The following is a 23,544-nucleotide window of genomic DNA, read 5'->3' as shown; positions in this document are numbered from 1 at the left end:
CCCCCGTGTCCTGGTCCGACCACGCCATCTGGTGGCATGTCCACCCCTTGAGCTTCCTCGGCGCGGAGGCGGACGCGCTGCCCGAGGGCGCGCCCGTGCGGCACCGGTTGCCGGTCCTCGCGGACTGGCTGGACCATCTGCTCGGACTCGGCTGCAACGGCCTCGCCCTGGGGCCGGTCTTCGCCGCCGAGACCCACGGCTACGACACGACCGACCACTTCCGCGTCGATCCCCGCCTGGGCACCGAGGCCGATCTGGTCGAACTGATCGACCGTGCCGCGTCGCGCGGGGTCCGCGTCCTGCTCGACGGCGTCTTCAACCACGTCGGACGGTCGTTCGCGCCCTTCGTCGACGTGGCCCGGCGCGGTACCGCCTCCCCGTACGCGGACTGGTTCGTTCCCGAGGGCGACGACTTCCGGACCTTCGAGGGGCATCGTCATCTCGTCACGCTGAACCACGCGTCCCCCGCGGTCGCCGACCATGTCGCCGACGTCCTCGACCACTGGCTCGACCGGGGCGTCTCCGGCTGGCGGCTCGACGCGGCCTACGCGGTTCCGCGGCCCTTCTGGCGGACCGTCACGGACCGGGTCAGGTCGCGTCACCCCGGCGCGTGGTTCAGCGGCGAGGTGATCCACGGCGACTACACGGCGTACGTCGTCGAGGGCGGACTCGACACCGTGACGCAGTACGAACTGTGGAAGGCGATCTGGAGCTCCCTCAACGACCGCAATCCGCACGAACTGGCCTGGGCGCTCAAGCGTCACAACGCCATGATCGACACCTTCGCGCCGCAGACGTTCGTCGGGAACCACGACGTCACCCGCGTCGCGAGCCGGCTGGAGGAGCCCGGTCATCTGGCGCACGCGCTCGCCGTGCTCTTCACCGTCGGCGGGACGCCGTCCGTCTACGCGGGAGACGAACGGGCCCGCAGGGGCGTCAAGGAGGACCGGCCGGGCGGGGACGACGCCATCCGTCCCGCGTTTCCCGGCTCCCCGTCGGACCTGGGTGCCGAAGGGCTGGACGTGCAGCGACTGCACCAGACCCTGGTGGGCGCGCGTCGCCGCCATCCCTGGCTGGTCCGTGCCCAGACCCGGGTCCACACCCTCGGCAACACCGTCCTCAGCTACACCCTCGCCGCGCCCGACGCCGGCTCCACTCTCGCGGTCGCCCTCAACTTCGGCCCCGCTCCGGCCACCGCCGGTATCCCGGCCGCCCGGTGGACACCGGTCGCGGGCGACGGCTCCGTCGATTCCGCCACGGGTACCGTGTCACTTCCTCCGACGGGCTGGTTCATCGCCACGGCATCGGGACGTCACAACTGATACCGGGCGGCCGACGCTGATTTTCCGGCGGCGACCATGGCGAGGAATCGTTGGTGGTGCGCCCGTCATGACATCAGGGCGCACAGAAAACCGCCGACGTACCAAATCCGTCCTGTCGAAAAAGCTTCCGTGATGTTCAGTGCCCTGGCGATTTCATATCATTGAAATGTTCGCGGACGTTGATTTCGGACACTTGAATCACGCGGCGTCCGCGCCGAATGCGCGAGCCCATGCGTTGCGCCAGAGCGTGAGCCGGCGCCCCTGTTGTCCGCATGCCTGGACATAGGCGACGAGCAGTTCCTCCGACGGCATGCGAAAACCGGCCAGAATGTCGGCGACCGTACTGCGCGGTAATGGTCCGGCCCCGAGATCGCGGGCCTTCTTCTCCATTTCGCGCAGCGACGGCTGGCCGGCGGCGAGCCGTGCCTGGTGCATCGCTTCGAGGAGATGGGCCGGGTGGTACACGAGTTCCAGTCTCCGTTCACCGCGTGGCGCGGCCGCGACCTCGCGGCCGTCGGGACTGTGGCCCGACTGTCGCGCCGCCTGCTCCCAGCGCAGTCGGGCCTCGCGCCGGGTGGCCCCGCAGACCTGCGCGTACGCTTCCACGACATGGCGGCGGGGCAGGAAGGTGCCGCGGTCGGCCCGGGACAGGGTGACGGCGGAGCAGGCGGGATCCGCGAGCCGCAGACTCTCGGTCCGCTCCGCCATCTGTCGGTAGGTGAGTCCGGATCGTTGGCGCAGTGAGCGTAGCCATTGAGCCAGTTCATAACATTGCGCGGATTGCGGGATGGGTGTTCTGCTCCGACCCACCACTGCCCCCTGGATGTCGAGACTGCCGGACGCTTTGACGCGTTCGATGGTATGTCGATCGACGACGCCCACTGATTCTGTCGATGCCGGGGCCCGGGCATTGCGTACCACTACGAGGGCCCGTTTTGGACTTTTCTTGGGCTCACATAGATCGACGCTATGGACGGCCTCGATGAAGAGTCAAGGAGGCTTTACTTTACTTTACTCTGCATGGGGATCCCTTTCCTTTCGGTGGACTTTTGGTTCACTTTGTCCGGGAAGTGGAGTGATGGGATCCGTGCATCCACGTGGGCTTTTGCGTGAGCACCGGCTGAGCGGCCCAGTGGGTGTCCCGAATCCTGCTGCATAACGGCCTTGCTGGCCCATTCGCCGCTCTGCTGACATGGATTTGCCCGGCCGGACGTGCCGGCCGGTCCTGCCCCTGTCACCTCTGTGGAGGAATGCGATGACCACCGTGTCCCATGCTGCCCAGGCCGAAATCATCGAGCTGCTCAAGGAGATCAAGCCCGGCACAGCCGATCAGGCGATCGAGCCCGGACACTCCGTGGTCGAGGACCTGGGCCTCGACTCGCTGGACCTGCTCCAGCTCGCCCGTCGCATCAACCGCCACTTCGGCGTCGAGTTCGACCTCGACCAGTGGAACGCCGAAGCCGACGAGCACCACCACAGCATCGCCTCGATCGTGGCCGTCGTGGCCGCCGGCGATCGTGCCTGAGCCGGCCGCGGACGCCCGCGTCGCCCTCGTCACGGGTGGTTCACGGGGGATCGGCGCCGCCGTTTCGTACCGCCTCGCCGCCGACGGACACACCGTGCACCTCGTCTGCCGCAGTGCCGTGGACGCCGGACGCCGTGTGGTGAAGGAGATCGAGGCCGCGGGCGGCCGCGCGGTCCTGCACCAGGCGGACATCGGCGAGGAGGCCGACGTCGAGGACCTGGTCGAGCGGGTGACCGCTCAGGAGGGCGCACTGCACGTGCTGGTCAACAACGCGGCCGTGATCGACGACCAGCTCCTCGCGGTGACCCGCACCGACCGCTGGGAGAACGTCCTGCGGACCAATCTCACCGGCCCCTTCCTCACCAGCAGGGCGGTTCTGCCGGCGATGCTGGACCAGGGCTGGGGCCGGATCATCAACATCTCCTCCAACTCGGCGCGCACCCCGGGACCGGGTCAGAGCGCCTACGCGGCCTCCAAGGGCGGCCTCGAAGCCCTCACCCGCGCCCTGGCCGTGGAGGTCGGACGCAAAGGCATCCGGGTCAACTGCGTGGCGCCCGGCAAGGTCCGCACCGAGATGACCGCGGCCGTCGCCGACCAGCTCGGCCCGGACGGCGACGGCACCCGCTGGGGGCTGCCCGAGGACATCAGCGGACTCGTCGCCTTCCTCGCCCGTGACGAGGCGGACTACATCCAGGGCCAGACGTTCACCGTGGACGGCGGCCGCATGGTCATGCGCGGCCCGGGCCGGCGATCCCGGTGAACCGGCGGCGAACGGAGGAACAGTCATGGGGACGGTGAAGTACTGGGAGGACCTGGCGCACGCACCGGTGCGCCGGTTCGGCCCCGTGGTGTTCGGCGGCGCGCTCCTTGACCAACTCCTCGACCTGATGGGGGAGAAGCACCCGGTGCACGACAGCGACGACTTCGCCCGGGGCACGGACCGCCGGCGCCGCATCGTGCCCGGAGGCTTCATCCACTCCATCACCTCGGGCTGGGTGGTCCAGCACGGCTCCCCGGCCGCCATCGTCGGGATGCGGAGGCTGAGCTGGGACTTCGTCAGGCCGCTGTACCCCGACACCCCGTTCTGGTTCACCACCGCCACCGACCGGGCGGAGGAGATCGACGACCGGATCGGCCTGGTCGAGACCACCCGCCGGGTGTTCGACGAGAACGACCGCACGTACGCCATCGGACGCATGGGCGTCGTCCTGCTGCGGCACGCCGCGCGGCCGACCCCGACAGAAAGGGTTCAGTGATGGACAGTCGGTATCAGCCCCTCAAGGGGCGGGTGGCCCTGGTGACCGGTGGCTCGCGCGGGATCGGCGCGGGCATCACCCGCAAACTCGCGGCCTGGGGAGCGACCCTGGCCGTCAACTACGTCGACCGGGAGGGCCCGGCCAAGGAACTCGCCGAAGAACTCGGCGAGCAGGGTACGGAAGTGACCCTGCACCGCGCTGATCTGAGCGAGCCCGCCGAGATCGAGAACCTGATCGCGGAGATCGGCGAGATCCACCAGGACCTCCACATCCTCGTCCAGAACGCGGCCGCCACCAAGTTCGCCCGGCTCGCGGAAGCCTCGCTGGGCGACTGGCAGTTCGTGCAGGACACCAACGCCCGGGCCACCTGGCTGCTCGCCAAGCACGCGCTTCCGCTGATGCGTGAGCGCGAGGGAGCCCGGTTCATCACGATCACCAACTCCACGACCACGCGCATCATCCCGCGCGCCGGACTGTTCGCCGCGGCCAAGGCGGGACTCGAGGCGCTGACCGACTACCTCTCCTACGAGCTGGCGCCCTACGGCATCGTCGCCAACTGCGTGCGTCCCGGACTCGTCCAGACCGGGGTCTTCAAGGTCCGCCCCGACTTCGCCCACGGCGTCACCAAGGAACTGTCCGTCTCCCCGTGGCCGGGTGACCGCATGACCACGCCGGAGAACAGCGCGGACGTGGTCGCCCTGCTCTGCCTGGAAGAGGCGTCCTGGATCGCCGGACAGACGATCACGGTGGACGGTGGATACCGCCTGTGGGGCGGCATCAGCGGCGGAGGCCGGCGTGCCGAGTGAACGCCCCGGACGGCAGGACCGTCCCGACGTCGTGGTCACCGGTATCGGCGTGATCTCCCCGGCGGGCGTCGGTACGGGCCGGCTGTGGGAGGCCATGGCTGCGGGCAAGACCTTCTTCGACACCGGCGGCCACGACGGGCCCGCCCCCGCCCTCCCGTGGCCGTCCGCCTCCGTCGACACCACGGAGATCACCTGGCCCGCCGGCCGCGACTGGGCCGATGCCGGCAAGTACGCCAACCAGTCGGCCCGTTGGGCCGTCGCCGTCGCGGGTCAGGCCCTGGCGCAGGCCGGGATCACCGGTGACACGGAGGACGTGCGCGGCGGCACCGTGATGGCGGTGGGCAGCAGCAGCGACGAACTGAGCGACGTCATCCCGCGACTCGCCTCCCGCTTCCGCGACGACCCCAGGCCTCTCGCGAAATTCCTCCACGACGAGGTTCCCGACTACTCCTACATACGCGGCATCCCCTCGCAGCTGGGCCAGTTCGTCTCGATGGCCAGCGGATTCCGGGGCTCCAACGTCGCGGTCTACGGCGAGTCGGCGGCCGGCGGCACCGGCGCACTCGCCCTGGCCGTACGGCTGCTGGAGAGCGGCGAACTCGACCGGGTGCTCGTCGTGGGCGTCGGAGCGCCGCTGACGACCACCGCGATGGCCGCCTTCGACCAGGACGAGCCCCTCGGCACCCGCGCCACGGCCGGCGCCGGACCCTTCGACGCCGACAGGTCGGGGACCCTGCTCGGCCAGGGTGCCGCCGCCGTCCTCCTGGAGCGTGCCGACGCCGCGCGCGGCACGGCCCGCGCCCGGCTCGCCGGCTGCGAGGTGCTGGTCGCCGCCGACGTCACGGCCTCCGCCGAACGCGTCGTCGACGCCCTGCTCGCCGACGCGGACACCACACCCACCGTCTGGTGGGCACACGGCGCGGGCTCCATCCGTCTCGACCGCGTGGAGACCCGGGCGGTACTGCCCCGCGCGGGCAGCCTGCCCGTCACCGGCTCGAAGGGCACCATCGGCAACGCCTTCGAATGCTCGGCGCTCATCGACACCGCACTGGCCGTGGAGAGCCTCGGCCGCGGAGCACTACCCCCCGTGGGCCTGCTGCGCCGCCCCGACCCCGGACTCGGGGGTCTCGATCCGGTCATGGGGGAGACCCGCCTCCTGGGGCCGGCGCCGACAGCGCTGATCACGGCCTTCAACCAGGGACAGCACTCGACGGCGGCGGGAGCCCTCGTCATCGCATCGACGCACGGGACCTCGGCCGACGACGGGAAGGCACGGACATGAGCGACGCCATCGTCATCACCGGCATGGGAGTGATCACCCCCATCGGCGGGGACGTCGAGACGTTCTGGTCGGCCAACCTCGAAGGCCGCTCCGGAGTGGTCAGGGAAGAGCGGATGGACACCAGCGGACTGCCCTGCGGCTGGACGGCGGGGCTGATCCCCGAGGACGTCAAGGCCAAGGTCGCCGCCGAGCACGGCGCACCCGACAGGTCCTGGGGCGACTCCCTCATGCTCGCCTCGGTGGACCAGGCGCTCGCCGACGCCCGCCTCGGCGAACTGCCCCCGCGGGAGGGGCCGGCGGCACTGGTCTACGCGCGCGTGTGGCCGGGCCCCACCGGCTCGTTCCCGCAGGACTACGTCACCCACATGGAAGACCTCGCCGAACGCTACGACCGGATCGGCAACGAACCCGCGGCCGTCCTCGAATCCCTGCGCGCCAGGCATCTCCCGCCCGAGACACGGGACTTGTCGGCGTATCCGACCGAGATCGCCGACCGCCTCGGGACGGCCGTCATCCCCGTACGACTGGAAGCCACGTGCTCCGGCGGCCTGCGCGCCATCGCCGAAGCCGCCCGGCTCCTCCGCTCGGGACGCGCGCGGTACGCGGTGGTGTCGGCGGCCGTCTCCCGCAACACACCGTACGTACTCTCCCAGTACGGCCAGCTCATGGCCCTCTCGCGCTGGAAGGGCGACCCCGCCCTGGCCTCCATGCCCTTCGACAGGCGCCGCACGGGCATGGTCATCAACGAGTCGGCGGGCGCGCTCGTCCTGGAGACGGCCGGGCACGCCGCCCGGCGCGGGATGACCGAGCCGTACGCGGTCATCCGTGGCTGGGGGCTCGCGGTGGACACCCGCCACATGACCGCTCCCAGCGTGGACATGATCGAACGGGTCATGCGGACCGCCCTCGAACAGGCCGGCGCGCACCCGGACGACGTGGACGCCATCAACGCCCACGGCACCTCCACCCGCCTCAACGACGTCACCGAAGCCCGGGCGCTGCACCGGCTCTTCGGCGAACGGACGGCCGATCTCGACGTCAGCGCCGTCAAGTCACTGACCGGGCACGGCTCCGCGGCCTCCGGCGTGGTGGAGACCGCGGCGGCGGCTCTCACGATGTGCCGGGGGATCATCCCGCCCGTCGCGACCTCCACCGAGCCCGACCCCGCCTGTGCCGTGCGCACCTCCCTCACCCCGGTACGGCGACCGGTCGCGACCGTGCTGAAGAACTCCTTCGGTTTCGGCGGTCAGTACGCGTCGATGCTCTTCCGCCGACCGGCCACGCCCCGGCCGGCACCCCAGCCGGTGTGAGCACGATGGATGGGCTGGAGTACGAGACGAGCGACCCCACCCGACCGCACCGCGGCACCGTCGTGTGGCTGCACGGCATCGGCCAGGCACCGGGCGACCTGATGGCCGTGACCCAGCGGTTCCGGCTCGCCGAGGCGGGAGTGCGCGGGGTGTTCCCGCGCGCGCCCGTCGCGGCGCCCAGCCTGCTGAGCGGGCTGGCGGTGCCGTGCTGGTTCCCGCAGAACCTCCTCGCGCTCGACCGGCTCGACGTCGAGGGCCTGCTCGCCGCGCACCGGCCGCTCGCGAAGCTGCTGGAGGCGGAGGCCGAACGGATCGATGCCGGGCGGATCGTGCTCGCGGGTTTCTCCCAGGGCGCCACGGTCGCCCTGACCATGGCCCTCACCTACCCCCGACGACTGGCGGGCGTGGCACTCTACGCGCCCTTCATGCCCCCCGATCTGCCCGCACTGCTGCCCACCGGCCGTCCGTCGCCCGCCAACAGCGCTCTGCCGGTCTGGATCGGCCACGGGGCACGGGACTGGGTCGTCCCCGAACGCAGCGGAGCCGGGCTGAGGGACCTGCTCACCGGCTGGGGACACCCGGTGACCTGGCAGCGCTATCCCGGCGGACACGAACCGTTCGCCGGAGTACGGGCATCGCTTCCCGTCTACCTGAGCGACGTCCTGGACGTCCACGTGCCGAGGGTCCCCGGGGCGGGACCGGCGGCACGCGCCCGCTGACCGGGGCCCCAGGCGCGCACCCTCGCACCGCCCGGACGTCCGGGGCCCGACCTGACGCGCGCGGAACGGCGCCGGTGACGACATCACCCGAGCCGACAACGTCCGGGACAGGGACGGGAGTTCGCATGGGAGTGCGGTGGCGCGGGGATCGCCAGACCTGTCCGTGAGGGGGAAGGTCATGGCAGACTGCTCGGCGTCCAGGGGGTCGATGAGGCGTGAGACGTGAGCGCACCGCGGTCTGCTCCGACCGCTCGCGATGCGGTGCCGGGCGTACGACTGTGCCGTCCGTGCCGGATGAACGGCCGAACCTCCGCGTCTTACAGGTGAGTCGGGCCCGCGTTGCCCGGCCGCACCCGAGAAGGTCCGGGTCCCTCTCCCGCCTGCCACCCCCTGCTGTCCGGACACCGTCGGCGTCACCGGCCTCGCCTGCGCCGGTACGGCGAGGGCCGAGCGCGCGTGGCCCTGTGCGGATCGGAGTCGCGTCGCACCGCGACGAAGTCCGCCTGTACCGCGCGGTGTCCGGCCGGACGACCGCCCAAGCCATACCCACACGACGTACCGGGGAGTTCCTGGTGGACGTCCGCAAGGAGACAAAAGCGATGAAGCACGCCGTGAACGCCGCCGAGGAACTGGGACCCCATGGGTGGAGCAAACCCTGGAGCGCCAGCGACGGCGGTTGCGTCGAGATCAAGAAGCTCGGCGGCGGCATCGTGGCGGTCAGGCAGGCGACGGACCCGCACGGCCCCGCCCTCATCTGTGCCTCGTCGGTCATCGCCGAGTTCGTGGGCGGTGCCAAGGAGGGACGAGCGGACTTCCTCGTCGCCTGACACGGGTCCGCCTGACGGCAGTTCCGGCCACCACCCGATCAATCCCTACGATCACGCCCGTACGGGCGGAGGACCGAAGTGACAGACGCAGGAACAGGCGCGGACGCGATCGACACCAGCAAACCCCAGTCGGCGCGCATGTACGACTACTTTCTGGACGGCAAGGACAACTATCCCGTCGACTGGGAGGCTGCCGAGCAGGTCATCTCCTTCTTCCCCGCGGTCAAGGAGATGGCGCGGACCAACCGGGACTTCATGCATCGTGCCGCCCGTCTGCTGGCACGGCGGGGCATCCGCCAGTTCCTGGACATCGGCACCGGAATTCCCACCGCGCCGAACCTTCACCAGATCGTCCAGGCCGTCACGCCCGCCGCGCGCGTGGTGTACGCCGACAACGACCCCATCGTCCTCCGGCACGCGGAGGCGCTGCTGCACAGCGACCCGCAGGGACGCACCGCCTACATCCAGGCGGATGCGCAGGAACCGCAGAAGATCCTGGCGGCGGCACGGGAGACCCTCGACTTCGATCAGCCGGTCGCCCTGTCCATGATGGCCCTCCTGCACCTGGTGGGGGACGAGGACGACCCGTACGGCATCGTGACGGAACTCCTCGGATCCCTCGCTCCCGGAAGCTACGTGGCCCTGTCCCACGCGACCGGGGACTTCGACCCCGAGGCGTGGGAGCGGGTCGTGGAGGTCTATCGCAAGGGGGGAACAACGGCTCAGGTCCGATCACGCGCTGAATTCGCCAGATTCTTCACCGGACTTGAGCTTCTCGACCCCGGCATCCAGCTCGCCGCCGAGTGGAATCCCGAGGGAGAGCGCGTGCACACCGGGGGCGATCGGATCCCGCTGTACGTGGGCGTCGCCCGCAAGGCCTAGGGGCAACGTCCGACCCCTGAGCCGGGGGTGACCGGGCCCGCGGCAGACAGGGAGAGGCCGAACACGTCTGCCGCGGCCGGGGCGGCCTGGCGCGGTCCGTTCCGCCGACGCCTGACAGCCTCTCCCGAAAGGCTTCGGAATCGGGCATGATGGGGCATCCGTACCGGTCAAGCGGCTCTACGCCGTTCTCGCACTGAACCGTTCACCGTTCCCGTACGTCGAGTGAATGTCGCCCCGCCCTGCCCGTGGGCACGCCGCCCGGTCACGTCCGCCAGACGTGGGCACGGAGGCACCGCGACAGCGGCAATGTCGTCAACCTGGGAGGAAGTCCAGTGGCGCCGGTGCTTGTCGGACGAGAAGGATTACTGGCCGGAGAACGGATACCGGTGATCGGCACCCGGGTCACGTTCGGACGCAACCCCGAGAACACCGTCGTCGTCTCCAGTCTGAGCGTCTCGCGCTTCCACGCGGAGATCGTCCTCGACGACACCCAGGGCTACGTCCTGCGTGACTGCGGCAGCAGCAACGGCACGCTGGTCAACGGCGAGGAGATCGACTCCCGGCTCCTCGCACCCGGGGACGACATCACCATCGGTGACCAGGAGTTCCGCTTCGAGGTCGCGGACGCCATGGAGACGATCATGGCGCTCTCCCTGCCCAGGTCACTGACCCGCGGTGACGAGGAGGTCGAGCGTGGGCCGGTGCTGCGGGTCACCATCGCCGGCGGCGGTCCCGTCGGCCTGTCGCTCGCGTTGCTGCTGGAGCACTTCCTCGGCGCCCAGGTGAACATCACCATCTATGACGGCCGTTGGCGCAAGCAGGGTCGCAAGATCGTCTGGAAGGACGCGAGCCAGGGCAACGTGCGGCGCCAGCAGGTGGTGACCGTACAGAGCCGCCAGTACCTCAGCCTGCCCGACGAGGTGCAGGCCCGGCTCTTCGACCCGGACAGCTACACCGAGATGTGGCCGTCGGGCCCCGACTCCATCGGCGATCACCATCCGCGCAACATGCGCATCGCCTACATCGAGGACCGGCTCCTCGAGGTGGCGAACGAGAAGCGGGGCCGCATCCAGCTCGTTCCGGCCCGGTTCGGCGTCGATGAGCGGCAGGAGGCGCTGGCCACCCAGCACGTACTGGCGATCTGTGACGGCGGGCGGTCGCACACGCGCGAGCACTTCGCCGCCAAGTTCGGCAAAGCGGACGAGTCCATCTACTCGCTGAACGACCGTCATCTTCAGGACGTGGTCCTCGGTCTGCGGGTGAAGTCGGGTCTGGCCGACCCCATGGCCGTTCTGCTGACCGTCGGGCAGAACCGCTTCCTTCTCAACTCCCTGCGCGGTGAGGGCTTCCTCAACATGCGCCTGACGGACGCGGAGGCCGCGGAGGTCGTCGGCATCGATCCGGTCCGCCGCGTCTTCGAGGAGTGCATCGCCTCGCGGCCCTGTCTGATGGGGCGCGACGAGCACGGCGACTTCCGGTGCTCCACGCACAGCACGCTGTTCCTGCCGGCCCTCATCAAGGGCTCCGCCCTGTGGAAGCGGGTGGGTGAGGGGCTGCGGCTGTTCGGTGTCGAGCCCGGTGACCTGAGGGCCGTCACCTCGTTCCGTCTCAGCATGGTGCAACGCCCCCGCTTCACCGCCGAGTTGCTGCCGCCCACGGCCAACTCCACCGGCACGTACGGCTTCCTGCTGGGTGACGCCGCCAACGCCATCCACTTCTGGCCGGGCCGGGGACTCAACAGCGGCCTGGCCTCGGCCGTCTCGCTCGCACGGTCCCTCAACGGCGCGTGGAACGGCAAGCCTTTCCGGGACGCGGACTTCCTGCGCCACGAGGCCGCCATGTCGATGCTCCAGTACCGCCACAAGAGCCGCGCCTGGAAGGCGATGGTGACCACGGACGACGAGGGGGCCACCTGGGCCATCAAGGACATCATCGCGCACGGCATCGATGGGATCGCCGAGGATCCGGATCGCGAGGCCGACACCGCGACGCTGCTGGAGCGGCTGCGGGGCATCCGTTCCCGGCTGGCGAAGCGCATGACCGGCATGCCGGACGACGAGGCGATCCTGGAACGGCTGGGGACCCTGGAGGACAGGACGCTCCGCATGCTGGTCCTCAGCGGCGCCTGGGACACCCTCACCATGGGCGGCGAGGAGGTCGACATCGACATCTTCTACGGCCCGGACTCCGCCGCCGCGGCGGCGGCCGTCGAGGCGCTCGATCCGGCCGCCCCCTCCGATCCGGCAATGGCCTCCGATCCGGCCGTGGCCGCCGGCTGACGACCGGCGTCCGGACCACCGGCCGCTCACCGGCCGGCGGACGGTGAAGGTAAAGTGAGCGCTCAGTCCCTTCTCACCAGCGGCTTGAGGGCAAGACCCATGCGGGAGCGAACGAGCGTGCCCAGCGAGCGAGAGCCGGGCGCCCCGGTGGTCGGCCGATCCGCCCAGGCCGCGGCGACGAGACAGCAGATCGTCGAGACGGCCAAGGGACTCTTCGCCGGCCGCGGCTACCAAGCGACCTCGTTGCAGGCCATCGCGGACGAGATGGGCCTCACCAAGGCGGCGGTCTACTACCACTTCCGGACCAAGGCGCAGATCCTCCAAGCCTCGCTCGATCCGGCGGTGGAGGAAATGACCGTGCTCCTGGACGAGTTGGCTGGCATGGCGTCACGGCAGGAGCGGCTGGACGCGTACGCGGTCGGCTGGGTCGACTTCCTGGTGCGGAACCGCGAACTCGGAACCATGCTCCTGCACGATCCCGAGATCCGGGCCGCCAGCGTCTACGCCGAGAACGACGGGCGCAGGCGGCGCATTCTGCGGGTGCTGTTCGGCGGCTCGCCCACGCCCGCTGAGCGCATGGCCTACGTGATGTGCGTGTGGATGCTGGAGGGTCTCGGTGAACTCTCCGATCTCCCGGACGACGACCTGAGGGCCACCCTGCTCCTGACCGTCCGAGGCCTCCTCGCCGTGCCGGGGACCTCGGACGCGGGGCCCGAAGGGTCCGCGGAGCCCGGCGAGGCGTGAGGCGGCGCCCGCGGCGGCGGGCGGACGAGCGAGGGACGGCGGCCGCCACCGGAACCGGACTCCCCTCGGCGACGGCACCGACGTGGAGCCCCACACGGCCATCCGCTGCCGGGCGGTGGAGGCGTTTCCGTTTGGCTAGCCATCGGCTAGTGAGTGGCTGTTGACTGGTAAAGTGAGGGTCCGGGCGGCCGGTGCTGCCACCCCCGAGCTGTCCCCCTGGAGCCCTGACCGCGATGACGACGACCGCCACGACCTCTGCCGCCCCGTCCGAGCCCGAGGAGCCGCACCCGGTCTGGGGCGTGCTCACCGAGCGGGCGCGAACCGGCAGCCGCCCGGGCGCGCGCGCCGACGGGCACCGTGTCGCTCTGGCCATCGAGGGCGGCGGGATGCGCGGCATCATCGCCGGCGGGATGGCCATGGCCCTCCACGAACTCGGACTGACCAACAGCTTCGACGCCGTCTACGGCGCCTCCGCCGGTGCCGCCTCCGCCGCGTGGCTGCTGAGTTCGAGTCCGGAGTCGCTGCGCTTCTGGGCGGTCCCCAAGTACGCCCGGACGCTCATCCGGCGTTCGAACCCGCTGCGCGGCAGACCGCTCGTGGACCTGCACGCCTTCTACGAGGTGCTCTACCGCTACGGCGACCAGGACTGCGCGCCGATGGACTTCGCCTCGATCCTCGCGAGCGACATCGAGTACCACCCGCTCGCCACCGACGCCGAGACCGGGGAATCGACCGACCTGCGGCCCTTCATAGGCGACGCCGCGGAACTGCGCCTCGCGCTGCGGGCGAGTGCCTCCCTGCCGCTCCTCGCGGGAGAACCGGTGACGATGCGCGGACGCCGCTTCTACGACGCGGGCGTCTCCGAATCCGTGCCCTACCGAACCGCGCTGGCTCAGGGGGCGACCCACGTCATGGTGCTGCGGTCGCGGCGTGCGACCGACGTCGCGCGGCCGTCACGCTCCGCCTCGCTCATCGCGAAGACGGTCCTGCGGCGCGAGCCCGCGGCCCTGCGGCAGGTGTTCCTCGACCGCGAGACGCGCCTGGCCGAGGACGACGCCCGCCTGACCGACCACGCGGCCGTCGTCTCGATCCGCCCCGCCCCGGAGTCTCCGGCCGTCGGTCGTCTGGCGCGCGAGGGTGACCTCCTCGAAACCGCGCTGGAAGCCGGACGCGCCGCCGTGCACGACACCTACGGCCACCTGTACGGCACCGGTCAACGTCCGGGGGCCGGCGGCTGACGCGCGAAGCCCACTTCGTACGGCCTGTAGTGGGGCGTTGGGGCAGGAACCTGGCCCCCTCCGCGGAGAGCCCGGCGGTCGCCGGCCCTCGGGAGGTCGGGGAACTGCCCGGTGAGGCCGGCCTTTTCGCATACTGAGGGGCATGGCCATCTATGACACGCTCGGCGCGACGTACGGCCGGACCCGGCAGCCGGATCCGCGGATCGCCACGCAGGTGCATGCCGCGCTCGGGGACGCCAGGACGGTGATCAACGTGGGAGCGGGCACCGGTTCCTACGAGCCGGAGCAGACGGTTCTCGCCGTCGAGCCCAGCCAGATCATGATCGCCCAGCGCCCGCGAAGATCCGCGCCCGCCGTGTGCGCGGTCGCCGAACGTCTTCCGCTGCGCGACAACGCAGCCGACGCCGTCATGGCGCTGCTGACCGTCCACCACTGGACCGATCTCGCCGCGGGGATCGCCGAACTCCGCCGGGTCGCGCGCCGCCGTATCGTCATCCTGACCTGGGACCAGGAGATCTTCCGCGAGAAGTTCTGGCTCGTACGCGAGTACCTTCCGCAGGCCGCGGCCTTCGACGACACCCGGGCCGTCCCGATCGACCGGCTGGCCACCCTGCTCGGCGGGGCACATCAGGAGCCCGTTCATGTCCCGCACGACTGCACGGACGGGTTCGGCGCGGCGTACTGGCGCCGCCCCCACGCCTACCTGGACCCCCAAGTGCGCGCGGGAATCTCCATGTTCGCCCAGACCGGACAGGACGCCCTCGCTCCGGGCCTGGCGGCGCTCACCGACGACCTCGCGACCGGCCACTGGCACCGGAGCCAAGCCGATCTCCTCGCGCTCGACACCATCGACGTCGGCTATCGACTCCTGGTGGCGGATGTCTGACCTTCGCGGGCCACTGACTTGTCTCTGCCGCTGCCCTGGCGGACGTACATGAGCTACGATTGATCTTGAGCTGATCGGCGGACGTCATGCCGGTTCGCGATGCGTCGGTGGTCCAAGGAAAGACGCCCCGCTTCCTGCGGGGAAATGCAGGTGCAAGGCCTGCCCGGCGCTCCATGAAGACCCTGTCCCGTGCCGTACGGGACAGGGTCTTTTTATGCGTGGCCCACGTCCATGTCCCGGCCGCACAGGGGCGAGACCGTCGAACGGCCCGGCGCGTTGCCGGTCGGCGATCAACACCCTCTATTCTGCCGCTGGTTCGGACATTGACGCGGGCAGGGAAGAGGCGGGGGAACGCACATGACGTATCGGCGCGCGGTGATACCGGCACTGGTCGGAAGTCTGCTCTTCACGGTGTTGCTGTGGTGGGCGGGAGCCAGCGCCCAGGCACTGCAACTGCGGGGAGCCAACCGGGTGTTCGACGCCCAGTCCATGAGCGAGCTCCGGCTGTGGCTGGCACCCTGGTCGTACGACGGTTTCGCGGACCCTGCCGCGGGCGGGGGAACGGCGCCGAGCGGAGGATCCGAGTACGCCGACCTGTACACCACCGCCATGCAGATCAGATTCGCGTCGGTCTTCGCGTTCTTCCTCGCCGGCGCGCTGATCCTGGTCCGCAGGATCCCGCCGACGCGGGGCCGGACCCTGGCCACGGTGCTCGGGCTGTGGGCCTGGGCCCCGATGGCGGGAATGCTCGCCGTCACCGTCTCCGCGCCGTGGCTGATCGCGTCCTATGGGCATGGCAGCTTCCGGGTGCTGCCGCGACTGGCGTCGGTGGTCGTGTCGAGCGGACCGGTCACGCTGCTCGCGGGCCTGGCGACCGCCCTTGTCACGGCGCTCGTCGCGTGGGCCACCACCAAGGGCGCCGCCCCGGCACCCCGGCAGAGCGTGCCACCGCGCGCCGCCCGGCTGGCCGCGAGCGTGGGAACCGCGGTGATCGCCGTGTCCCTGGTGATCCTGTCGTACCAGTCGGTGGCCGCCTGGATCCAGACCTCGTTCGACGGCGGGGGACTGCTGTCCGAGCCGGGCGAACTGCTGCGCGCGTGGCTGCTGCTCGGCAGCTGGACGAGTCCCGCGGGCACACCGCTCGGAGACTGGCTGCTGTACCGAGCCGCCGACGCGATCGTGCTGGCGGTGGTGTGGTGGGTGCTGCGGCTGCTGCCCGGCCTGCTCACCCGGACCACGGTGCCGGCGATGGCCGTCGGAGGGGTCTGCGCGACCGTACTGGCGCTGTTGGCCGGCCGGGTGGTGCGCATCGCGTTCGACGACGCGTTCACCGTACGCGGGCCGGTGTCCTTGATCACCCAGCTCGACGCGGGTGTCCCGGCGGCCCTCACCTTCGGGCTCGCCGCGGGGACGGCCGCCCTGGTGACACTGCGGCTGGTGGGGAGCCGCGACCGGGGCGAGGCGTCCGGGTCGACGGCCGATTCCGGCGTGCCCCTCGCCGACAGCCCCCGCTCCGAGGAGTAGAGGAGCAGCGGCGTTCATGGACGGCTCGGACGGACTCGTTCCGGTGCTGTACGGCCGTTTGACCACCCGTCGCAGGCGCTCCGTGTGAAGATCGTCCCGAGCATCGGGCCGGAGCCGGACGGTGCGGTGCCGTTTCGTGCCGGGGAAGAGAGCAGCGGATGAGCGCGCGTTTCGAGGAGATCGACTGGCGGCCGACGCCCATGGGCGAGATCAGCCTGCGTCGCCGGAGGGATCCGCTCTCGGGCGACGACGTGTACGAGGTGAAGCTCGGCGACGAGTACCTGATGTCCAGCCTCTTCACCACGGGGGAGGTCGAGCTGACCCGGATAGGTCTGGCGGAACTGCCCGAGGCCCCGCTCGACGTCGTGGTGGGCGGGCTCGGCCTCGGGTACACGGCCAGGACGGCCCTGGACGATCCGCGCGTACGCTCGCTCATCGTCGTCGACACCCTGGCCGAGGTGATCGACTGGCACCGGCGCGGACTCGTGCCTCTGGGCGCGGGCCTGGCGTCCGACCCCCGGTGCCGGCTGGTGCGTGGGGACTTCTTCGCCATGACCACCGGCGAGCCGCGAGGCCTTGACCCCGACGCCCCCGGCCGCCGTTTCCACGCGATCCTCCTGGACGTCGACCACTCGCCGCGCCATGTGCTGCACCCCGACCATGCCGTCCTCTACACCCGGACCGGTCTGACCGCCCTGGCCGAACTGCTCCAACCCGGCGGCGTCTTCGCCCTGTGGTCGAACGACCCGCCGGACCAGGAGTTCGCCTCGGTGCTCGCGGAGGTCTTCACGGACACCGCGGCGCACGTCGTGGACTTCGACAATCCGCTGCAAGGCGGGACGGCCGCCAACACCGTCTACGTCGCCCGAAGGCGCGACGGCTGACACCGCACGGACCGGACGGCCGCCACCCCGGGAGGGGCTCTCAGGGCGGAACGGTCCCGGGGACCACCGGAAGCAGTACCCGGTCCTGGTCCGGCAGCGCGCGCGGGACGCGTTCCAGGACGCCGCCCGCGAAGACGTCGTACAACGGCAGCGTCTCCAGGTGCACGTAGCCGATGTGGCAGTCGCACACGGTCAGCGGGCAGGGGCGCGGGGCGAGCGCGGCACGGTAGGAGCCGTCGTACAGGCGGCCCAGTTCGGTCCGGACGAAGTGGCAGCGGCTCACCTTTCCGTCGCCGTCCACCGAGATGACGGACTCGCCCGTGCGGCAGGGCAGGCCGGCCGACCGGTGCGGGTGGCGGCTGAAAGGGAAGAGCGGGTCGAGCGCGGTCCACTCGGCCGCCTGCTCGTCCGTATAGGTGTGTCCTTCGGCGGCGTTCACCCACAGGTACACGTGCTCCGGGAGTTCCGCGCGCAGTCGGCGCGCGGGTTCCGCGTGTTCGGGCAGACCGACGACGCCGACACTGAAACGCACCCCCAGCTCGCCCAGCCGCCGGGTCTTGGCGACGAACCGTTCGTGCGGCGTCTGTCCCGGGTGGTAGGTGCACCACAACGCCACCGTCTCCCGGTCCGCTTCCTCCAGCCAGTCGGTGCGGCAACTGAGGTTCGTCTGGATGGCCACACGGCTGATGTGCGGCTGGTGCGACAGTTCCACGAGGGCGCGGCGGTACCAGGAGCGGACCAGTCCCTCGCCCCACGGGGTGAACAGCACCGACAGCCGGTCCTCGCGCTGCTCGCCCGCCCACGCGGTGAACCGTTCCAGCGCCGCGCGGTCGGCCCGCAGCTGTGCGGGGGTGTCGCGTCGCTTCGCGAACGGACAGTACGGACAGTCGTAGTCGCAGGAGGCGAGCGGGCCGCGGTACAGGATCGTCAGGTCCACCGGAGCCTCACTTCGTCTCGTAGGCGGCCATGGCGTCCCGAACGGCCGGGGAGAAGAACTCGGGGCCTATCGCGTCCGAGTGGGCGAGACCTTCCGCCGAGAGACGCAGCCGGTCCTCGTCCCGGTCCGCCAGCCATCCCCGTGCGGCGAGTGCGCCGATCTCGGACCGGAAGTCGTCGTACGGATCGGATCCGAAGCGCAGCCGGTAGTCCGCCACGGGCAGGCCCTCGGCCTGGAGGAGGGACTGGAGCAGATGCCGGCGCCGTGCCTCGTCCTCGTCGACACGGCGGCCGTGCAGCGCGTGCGAGAAGTCCTCGGTGGCGGTGTAGTCGTCGATGATTCCGCGGATCTCCCGCATCGACACCGCGTAGTCGAAGGAGTAGTGCAGCGTGGAGGTGTACGAACGGGCACCGCAGCCGAGACCGATCATGCCGTCGGTCTGGCAGGCGTAGTCGTCCGGTCCCTGCGGCGGGGCGTCCGCGCGCCGGAACATGCGCATCGACACCTGTTCGTAGCCGTGTGCCAGCAGGTGGTCGCGGCCCTCCCGGTACCGGCGCAGCCGTTGCTCGTCCCAGTCCCGGTCGGCCGTCCGCGCGTCGGTGTGCCGGCCGAGGCCGGTGAGGGGACGGATGTAGAGGGGGTACAGATAGATCTCCTCGGGCCGCCAGGCCAGGGCCGCGTCCAGCGAATGGCGCCAACTGGCCGCGGTCTGACCGTCGATGCCGTAGATCAGATCGATGTTGAGGACCGGGACGGCCGCTTCGCGGATTCGTCCGAGCGCCGCCTCCACCTCGGAGCGCCGCTGCGGCCGGACGGCGGCACGGGACTCCTCCTCGACGAAACTCTGCACCCCGAGGCTCAGACGGGTGGTGCCCCGCTCCACCAGCACGGCCAGCCGGTCGGCCGTGGCCGTGGACGGCGAGGCCTCCACGGACAGCGGGATCGCGCGGAGATCGGCGCCCATCTCCTGTTCGGCGATGTCACACAGCCGTTCCAGCTCGGCGGCCTCCAGGAACGTCGGCGTGCCGCCCCCGAACGCGGCGTTGGCGAATCGGGGCGTCTCCTCGTCGCCGAGGGCCTCGCGCATCGCGGCGGCCTGGCGCCGCACCGCGTCCAGATAGCGTCCCGTCAGGTCACCGGGAGCACCGATCCGGGTGAACAGGTTGCAGAAACCGCAGCGGATTTCGCAGAACGGGATGTGCAGATACAGCGACAGCGACCGCCGGGACTCGCCCGTCCACAGGTCCTTCAGCGCGGGGCGCGGGACGAGGGGCCGGTAGGCGGTCTTGTGGGGATAGGCGTAAGTGTAGCTCTGGTACGGGCGTGGCAGGCCGGTCGGGGCGGCCGCGGGGGCGAGCGTCATACGGTCGGCTCCAGGAAGAAGTGGCTGTAGGGCACGGTCCACACACAGTCGTGACCGAGACGGTGGCCGGTGTAGCCGTCGTCTCCGTAGGCCGTGCCGTGATCGGAGCAGACGATGGCGAAGCAGCGTCGGCGTGAGCTCATCGCGCGGAAGAGCCGTCCGACATGAGCGTCGATGTACTCGAGGGCCGCTGCGTGGGTGACCCGGCTGTCCCCGGTCTCGCGCGTGGCACCGGGCAGGTGGAACCAGTTCGGCTGGTGCAGCGCCGAGGCGTTCAGGAACAGGAACAGCCGCTGCTCCGCGGGAAGTTCGGCCACGACCTTCTCCGCCCGCGCGACCTGGGCCTCGAACGACGTGGGCGAGGCCACTCCGAACTCCGGCTCCCAGTGGCTCTCCTGGAAGAGCCCGGGCAGGACGCCGCCCAGCGCGCCCTGCTTGTTGAAGAAGCCGACGCCCCCGACGCACACCGTGCGATAGCCGTGCGAGGCGAGGCCGGACACGAGGTCCGGGGTGTCGAAGACGAACGTGCGGTCCGCCGTCGTCTCGCTGCCCGCGAACCGTGCCGCGAACAGCCGCGGGTGCGGTCCCGGTGCCGCCGGGGTGGGCAGGAAGCCCGCGAACATGGCCTGGTGGGAGGCGTAGGTGAAGTTCCCGGGCGCGTGCCGCCGCTCCCAGGTGCCGCCGGGCAGATGGGCGGTCAGGTTCGGCAGACGGCCGGCCGCCGCGAGTTCGACGGCCACGTCGTGGCGCAGGGTGTCGAGGGTGAGCAGGAGCAGGTCGTCCCGGCCCACCACTTCGGTCATGTCCGGCGTCTGGGCCGGCCCCGGGACGGAAGCGGGCGTGGCCGGTGTGCGGTCGGGATCAGGCTGAGGCATGTGCGGTCCTGGCAGGGGTGTCGAGCGGGGGCGCCGGTCGTACGGGGAAGTGTCCGGGGGGCAGGGAGCGGAGTGCCGCGACCTGCGCGGCGTACGTGTCGAGGCCTTCCGCGCCGCTGCCCGGCAGGCCGGTCAGGCGGGGGAGCAGGTCGCCGAAGGCATTGACCTCCCCGACGGCGAACCGGCGCCAGCCGACGGCGGGCAGCAGATCGACGCCCACGCACAGCGTGCCGGGGAAGCAGGCGGCGGCCCGTTCGCTGACGGCGAGGGCCTCCGCCCACCGGTCGCCGGCCAGCGCGCGGACGGCCGCGAGATCGCCACGGGCACCGCCCAGGTGCAGGTTGGTCAGGGGAGAGCGGCTCGTCCGCACCACGGCGTGCGTCGCGCGCCCGGCCACGACCACGACACGCAGGTCGGCCGACCTGCTGCCGAGCGAGGCCTTCGGCAGCCAGCGCTCGATGTGCAGTCCGTCCGGCGCGAGCGTGTCCACGATCGCGGCGATCTGCGCCTCGTCCGTGTAGCGGTGGATCCGCAGGGAGTTGTGCAGTTCGCCGGCCGCCGTGCGTTCGACCGAGGTGGTGGCCCGGATCCGGCCGGAGGCGGTCGTCTCGACGGCCAGCACACCCGACGCGGACGAACCGTGCGCGAGTTTGACGAAGACCCGCCGCAGCCCGCCTTCCGCCATGAGGTCACGGACGTCGCTCCAGCCCCGCACGGCACGGAGGGCTCCGGACGTGGGGGACCGTGGCACCGGCACACCCGCCGCGTCGAGACGGGCGTGGCACAGCCTCTTGTCGAAGAGCACGGCCAGATCCGCGGGGTCGTCGAGCCGCCGGCCCCCGCGCAGCGAACCCACGCCGTCCAGGAAACCCGCGTACCAGCGCGCCGAGCCCTCCACCCTGGTCGGCTCGTCCACGCCGCGCAACAGCCGGTCCACCTCGGCGTTCTCGCCCGGGGAGTCCAGCCGGACGACCTCGTCGTCCGCGAACGCGTGCCCGCCGTCCCGCAGCACGTCCCGCCACTCGACCACGCGGGGCGTGCCGCAGCCCGCCTCCTCGGCCGCCGTCCTGAACAGAGCCACCCGGCGGTTCTCCCCGTTGGCGACGACCGCCCACTTCACCGGCACGCCGTCCGGCCGCAACCCGCCCATCCCGCCTCCTCGTTCCTTCCTCCTGCGCCGGCCGCCGCTACTCGCCGACCGCGACGAAACGCCAGACCGTGCCGTCCTCCTCCTCGTCGGATTCCGCGTCGTCCTGGTCGGCGTCGACGGTGACGCCGGCGGGCTCCAGCGTCTCCAGCAGGCGCGTCCGTACGCCTGCGCCGAGGTAGTTGTGGTGCAGGTCGAGCACCTTGAGATGGGTCAGCGGCTGGCCCGACAGCAGGGCCGTGGCGCCGTCGTCGGTGAGCACACCCATGGAGACGTCGAGGTGCGTGAGGCGCGCCACGACGGGGGCCGAGGCCAGGGCCGTGCAGATGGCGTCCTGGATCTCGCTGTTGCGCAGGGCGAGACGCGTCAGCCCGGGCAGCCGGGTGCCCGCGAAGAACGGCTCCAGGTCGGCTATATCGGCGTCGCCCCCGTACTCGGACGTGCCGAGCCACAGGTCGAGTCCCTCCAGCGCGGGCAGGTCGCTGGCGGCGATGCCGCGCACCGCTTCGACGGGCAGGCCGCCGGTCTCGACGGTCAGCGTGCGCAGCCGCTCGTGCCGGACGGCGGGGAACACGAGTTGGTTGCCGCCCCGGACACCGAATTCCTCCAGGTCCGGGAAGGCGTCCAGCAGCGGCGACACATCGCCCTGGACGATCCAGGAGATCTCGCACTCCTCCATCACGATGTCCGCGAGGAACAGCCCGCGCAGCGCGGTCAGCCGGTCGCGCGCGGCCACCAGCGCCGCGATCACCGTGTCAGGACCGGTGTCGTACACCTCGCTCCACGCGCCGACGATCAGCGCCCGTACCTTCTCCGCGTCCACGGCGGCCAGGAAACGCGCGAAGGCGTCCTCCCACTGCTCCCCGCTGTCGTAGGCGTCCACGGCGATGCGCCAGGCGACGGATTCGGGCGAGGGAAGCGACGCGGCACGGGGTGACGTGTCATCGGCGTCCGGGAAGGTGAAGGCCGGCAGGCCGTGGAACTCCTCGAGGTGCCCGTTGATGGTCATGCGCGCCCGCTCCTTCGTGCTCGTTGCGGTGGATCGACGGTCGTGGTGGAGAGTCCGGAGCGCGCGGTCCGCACCCAGACAGACGAGTTCTACCAAGCCCCACTGACATCGCGGCCAGCCGGGTCGGCATCTGTGGACGGGACGCGGCCGAACGACCGCCGGACGCACGACCCCGAGCGGTCCGGCCGGAGTCAGGTGACCCGCCGTCGAGGGCATGACGCCTGGTCACCGGGGGTGCGTGGGAGGTCCGCAGGCCGATTGTCAGTGGTCGCCTCTACGGTTTTTCCCACGGCACATCCCGTGCCGCGCCGGGAGGGAGACCCATGTTCCGCCAAGGAGACGTGCTGATCGCGCCGTTGGACGAGACGGCCGTGCCGGACCACGTCCGCGACGCGGCGTCCGAGCCCCGCGACGGTCGCGGACGACTCGTGCTGGCCCTCGGCGAGGTCACCGGGCACGCCCATGCCGTGATCGGTCCGGGGCGGCTGATACGGGAGGGCGGGGTGTTCGGCCCGATGCTGCTGCACGTTCCCGACGGGGCGCGGGTCGTGCACGAGGAGCACGGGGCGATCTCGCTCCACAAGGGCTGGTACCGCGTGATCCGCCAGCGTGAGTACGTGCCGGGCTCGGTGCGGATCGTCGCCGACTGACGGATTCGCCCGTGGTCCGGCCCGGGGTGCGCAGCGGTGCGCGCCGGGGCGTTCGACGGCGGGACCGGGTGGCGTCGCG

General features: G+C 71.1%; 23 protein-coding genes. 17 read left to right on the top strand and 6 right to left on the bottom strand.

Annotated features, from left to right (window positions below):
• Positions 1-5 precede the first annotated feature (5 nt).
• The gene (locus ACF07B_RS10850) at positions 6-1,322 is read left to right on the top strand and encodes an alpha-amylase family glycosyl hydrolase (RefSeq protein ID WP_392178644.1); all 1,317 of its coding nucleotides are present in this window, start codon (positions 6-8) and stop codon (positions 1,320-1,322) included.
• Positions 1,323-1,520: 198 nt separating this feature from the next.
• Here the strand turns inward: ACF07B_RS10850 and ACF07B_RS10845 are convergent, their stop codons facing one another.
• Complete coding sequence (locus ACF07B_RS10845) at positions 1,521-2,132, bottom strand: helix-turn-helix domain-containing protein (RefSeq protein WP_392178761.1); 612 nt, start codon at positions 2,130-2,132, stop codon at positions 1,521-1,523.
• Positions 2,133-2,577: 445 nt separating this feature from the next.
• Here ACF07B_RS10845 and ACF07B_RS10840 point away from each other — a divergent pair, with 445 nt between their 5' ends.
• The 15 genes from ACF07B_RS10840 (at position 2,578) to ACF07B_RS10770 (ending at position 17,484) form a co-directional block, all read left to right on the top strand.
• Positions 2,578-2,847 (top strand): phosphopantetheine-binding protein, encoded by a 270-nt coding sequence (locus ACF07B_RS10840; protein ID WP_392178643.1) that lies wholly within the window; start codon positions 2,578-2,580, stop codon positions 2,845-2,847.
• Entirely contained in the window at positions 2,840-3,607 is a 768-nt protein-coding gene (locus ACF07B_RS10835) for a 3-oxoacyl-ACP reductase family protein (RefSeq protein ID WP_392178642.1), read from the top strand. The genes ACF07B_RS10840 and ACF07B_RS10835 overlap by 8 nt, the downstream gene beginning before the upstream one ends.
• A 25-nt stretch (positions 3,608-3,632) precedes the next feature.
• The gene (locus ACF07B_RS10830; RefSeq protein ID WP_384239558.1) at positions 3,633-4,103 is read left to right on the top strand and encodes a hypothetical protein; all 471 of its coding nucleotides are present in this window, start codon (positions 3,633-3,635) and stop codon (positions 4,101-4,103) included.
• A complete protein-coding gene (locus ACF07B_RS10825; protein WP_369482769.1) occupies positions 4,103-4,909 on the top strand; it encodes an SDR family NAD(P)-dependent oxidoreductase in 807 nt (268 codons plus the stop codon). The genes ACF07B_RS10830 and ACF07B_RS10825 overlap by 1 nt, the downstream gene beginning before the upstream one ends.
• Positions 4,899-6,191 carry a beta-ketoacyl synthase N-terminal-like domain-containing protein gene (locus tag ACF07B_RS10820; protein WP_392178641.1) on the top strand — a complete coding sequence of 431 codons (1,293 nt, stop codon included), beginning with the start codon at positions 4,899-4,901 and terminating at the stop codon, positions 6,189-6,191. Before ACF07B_RS10825 ends, ACF07B_RS10820 begins: the two co-directional genes overlap by 11 nt.
• Entirely contained in the window at positions 6,188-7,501 is a 1,314-nt protein-coding gene (locus ACF07B_RS10815; protein ID WP_392178640.1) for a beta-ketoacyl-[acyl-carrier-protein] synthase family protein, read from the top strand. The genes ACF07B_RS10820 and ACF07B_RS10815 overlap by 4 nt, the downstream gene beginning before the upstream one ends.
• A gap of 5 nt (positions 7,502-7,506) precedes the next feature.
• Positions 7,507-8,220 (top strand): alpha/beta hydrolase, encoded by a 714-nt coding sequence (locus ACF07B_RS10810; RefSeq protein ID WP_392178760.1) that lies wholly within the window; start codon positions 7,507-7,509, stop codon positions 8,218-8,220.
• 599 nt (positions 8,221-8,819) lie between these two features.
• Entirely contained in the window at positions 8,820-9,047 is a 228-nt protein-coding gene (locus ACF07B_RS10805) for a DUF397 domain-containing protein (protein ID WP_392178639.1), read from the top strand.
• A gap of 78 nt (positions 9,048-9,125) precedes the next feature.
• Complete coding sequence (locus ACF07B_RS10800) at positions 9,126-9,929, top strand: SAM-dependent methyltransferase (protein ID WP_392178638.1); 804 nt, start codon at positions 9,126-9,128, stop codon at positions 9,927-9,929.
• Between the two features lie 332 nt (positions 9,930-10,261).
• On the top strand, positions 10,262-12,208 hold the full coding sequence (locus tag ACF07B_RS10795; RefSeq protein ID WP_392178637.1) for an FHA domain-containing protein: 1,947 nt from the start codon (positions 10,262-10,264) through the stop codon (positions 12,206-12,208).
• Between the two features lie 117 nt (positions 12,209-12,325).
• Positions 12,326-12,952 (top strand): TetR/AcrR family transcriptional regulator, encoded by a 627-nt coding sequence (locus ACF07B_RS10790; RefSeq protein ID WP_392178636.1) that lies wholly within the window; start codon positions 12,326-12,328, stop codon positions 12,950-12,952.
• A gap of 233 nt (positions 12,953-13,185) precedes the next feature.
• The gene (locus ACF07B_RS10785; RefSeq protein WP_392178635.1) at positions 13,186-14,190 is read left to right on the top strand and encodes a patatin-like phospholipase family protein; all 1,005 of its coding nucleotides are present in this window, start codon (positions 13,186-13,188) and stop codon (positions 14,188-14,190) included.
• Between the two features lie 142 nt (positions 14,191-14,332).
• On the top strand, positions 14,333-15,076 hold the full coding sequence (locus ACF07B_RS10780) for a class I SAM-dependent methyltransferase (protein ID WP_392178634.1): 744 nt from the start codon (positions 14,333-14,335) through the stop codon (positions 15,074-15,076).
• Between the two features lie 357 nt (positions 15,077-15,433).
• Complete coding sequence (locus ACF07B_RS10775; RefSeq protein WP_392178633.1) at positions 15,434-16,600, top strand: hypothetical protein; 1,167 nt, start codon at positions 15,434-15,436, stop codon at positions 16,598-16,600.
• A 158-nt stretch (positions 16,601-16,758) separates the two neighbouring features.
• Positions 16,759-17,484, top strand: a complete 726-nt coding sequence (locus ACF07B_RS10770; protein WP_392178632.1) for a spermidine synthase — start codon at positions 16,759-16,761, stop codon at positions 17,482-17,484.
• A 40-nt stretch (positions 17,485-17,524) separates the two neighbouring features.
• Here ACF07B_RS10770 and ACF07B_RS10765 read toward each other — a convergent pair whose 3' ends face one another.
• Genes ACF07B_RS10765 through ACF07B_RS10745 form a run of 5 tightly spaced genes read right to left on the bottom strand, consistent with a single transcriptional unit; the run spans position 17,525 to position 22,815 of the window.
• Entirely contained in the window at positions 17,525-18,421 is an 897-nt protein-coding gene (locus tag ACF07B_RS10765) for an STM4011 family radical SAM protein (protein ID WP_392178631.1), read from the bottom strand.
• A 7-nt stretch (positions 18,422-18,428) separates the two neighbouring features.
• The gene (locus tag ACF07B_RS10760; protein WP_392178630.1) at positions 18,429-19,784 is read right to left on the bottom strand and encodes an STM4012 family radical SAM protein; all 1,356 of its coding nucleotides are present in this window, start codon (positions 19,782-19,784) and stop codon (positions 18,429-18,431) included.
• The gene (locus ACF07B_RS10755) at positions 19,781-20,587 is read right to left on the bottom strand and encodes an STM4013/SEN3800 family hydrolase (RefSeq protein ID WP_369482803.1); all 807 of its coding nucleotides are present in this window, start codon (positions 20,585-20,587) and stop codon (positions 19,781-19,783) included. The genes ACF07B_RS10760 and ACF07B_RS10755 overlap by 4 nt, the downstream gene beginning before the upstream one ends.
• A 58-nt stretch (positions 20,588-20,645) precedes the next feature.
• Positions 20,646-21,809 (bottom strand): STM4014 family protein, encoded by a 1,164-nt coding sequence (locus ACF07B_RS10750; protein WP_392178629.1) that lies wholly within the window; start codon positions 21,807-21,809, stop codon positions 20,646-20,648.
• 37 nt (positions 21,810-21,846) lie between these two features.
• On the bottom strand, positions 21,847-22,815 hold the full coding sequence (locus ACF07B_RS10745; protein WP_392178628.1) for an STM4015 family protein: 969 nt from the start codon (positions 22,813-22,815) through the stop codon (positions 21,847-21,849).
• A gap of 323 nt (positions 22,816-23,138) precedes the next feature.
• Here ACF07B_RS10745 and ACF07B_RS10740 point away from each other — a divergent pair, with 323 nt between their 5' ends.
• Positions 23,139-23,465 carry a hypothetical protein gene (locus tag ACF07B_RS10740; RefSeq protein WP_362396173.1) on the top strand — a complete coding sequence of 109 codons (327 nt, stop codon included), beginning with the start codon at positions 23,139-23,141 and terminating at the stop codon, positions 23,463-23,465.
• Positions 23,466-23,544 lie beyond the last annotated feature (79 nt).

The organism is Streptomyces sp. NPDC015532 (genome assembly GCF_043078065.1).
Taxonomy (GTDB): Bacteria; Actinomycetota; Actinomycetes; order Streptomycetales; family Streptomycetaceae; genus Streptomyces.
The sequence above is the reverse complement of the archived record's forward strand: the minus strand, read 5'-3'. Positions and strand labels throughout refer to the sequence as shown.

Excerpts from the sequence above, each read along its gene's own strand:
- ACF07B_RS10840 (WP_392178643.1), top strand. The coding sequence starts at position 2,578 with ATGACCACCGTGTCCCATGCTGCCCAGGCCGAAATCATCGAGCTGCTC.
- ACF07B_RS10830 (WP_384239558.1), top strand. The coding sequence starts at position 3,633 with ATGGGGACGGTGAAGTACTGGGAGGACCTGGCGCACGCACCGGTGCGC.
- ACF07B_RS10825 (WP_369482769.1), top strand. The coding sequence starts at position 4,103 with ATGGACAGTCGGTATCAGCCCCTCAAGGGGCGGGTGGCCCTGGTGACC.
- ACF07B_RS10815 (WP_392178640.1), top strand. The coding sequence starts at position 6,188 with ATGAGCGACGCCATCGTCATCACCGGCATGGGAGTGATCACCCCCATC.
- ACF07B_RS10810 (WP_392178760.1), top strand. The coding sequence starts at position 7,507 with ATGGATGGGCTGGAGTACGAGACGAGCGACCCCACCCGACCGCACCGC.
- ACF07B_RS10805 (WP_392178639.1), top strand. The coding sequence starts at position 8,820 with ATGAAGCACGCCGTGAACGCCGCCGAGGAACTGGGACCCCATGGGTGG.
- ACF07B_RS10785 (WP_392178635.1), top strand. The coding sequence starts at position 13,186 with ATGACGACGACCGCCACGACCTCTGCCGCCCCGTCCGAGCCCGAGGAG.
- ACF07B_RS10780 (WP_392178634.1), top strand. The coding sequence starts at position 14,333 with ATGGCCATCTATGACACGCTCGGCGCGACGTACGGCCGGACCCGGCAG.
- ACF07B_RS10775 (WP_392178633.1), top strand. The coding sequence starts at position 15,434 with ATGACGTATCGGCGCGCGGTGATACCGGCACTGGTCGGAAGTCTGCTC.
- ACF07B_RS10770 (WP_392178632.1), top strand. The coding sequence starts at position 16,759 with ATGAGCGCGCGTTTCGAGGAGATCGACTGGCGGCCGACGCCCATGGGC.
- ACF07B_RS10760 (WP_392178630.1), bottom strand. The coding sequence starts at position 19,784 with ATGACGCTCGCCCCCGCGGCCGCCCCGACCGGCCTGCCACGCCCGTAC.
- ACF07B_RS10755 (WP_369482803.1), bottom strand. The coding sequence starts at position 20,587 with ATGACCGAAGTGGTGGGCCGGGACGACCTGCTCCTGCTCACCCTCGAC.
- ACF07B_RS10750 (WP_392178629.1), bottom strand. The coding sequence starts at position 21,809 with ATGGGCGGGTTGCGGCCGGACGGCGTGCCGGTGAAGTGGGCGGTCGTC.
- ACF07B_RS10745 (WP_392178628.1), bottom strand. The coding sequence starts at position 22,815 with ATGACCATCAACGGGCACCTCGAGGAGTTCCACGGCCTGCCGGCCTTC.
- ACF07B_RS10740 (WP_362396173.1), top strand. The coding sequence starts at position 23,139 with ATGTTCCGCCAAGGAGACGTGCTGATCGCGCCGTTGGACGAGACGGCC.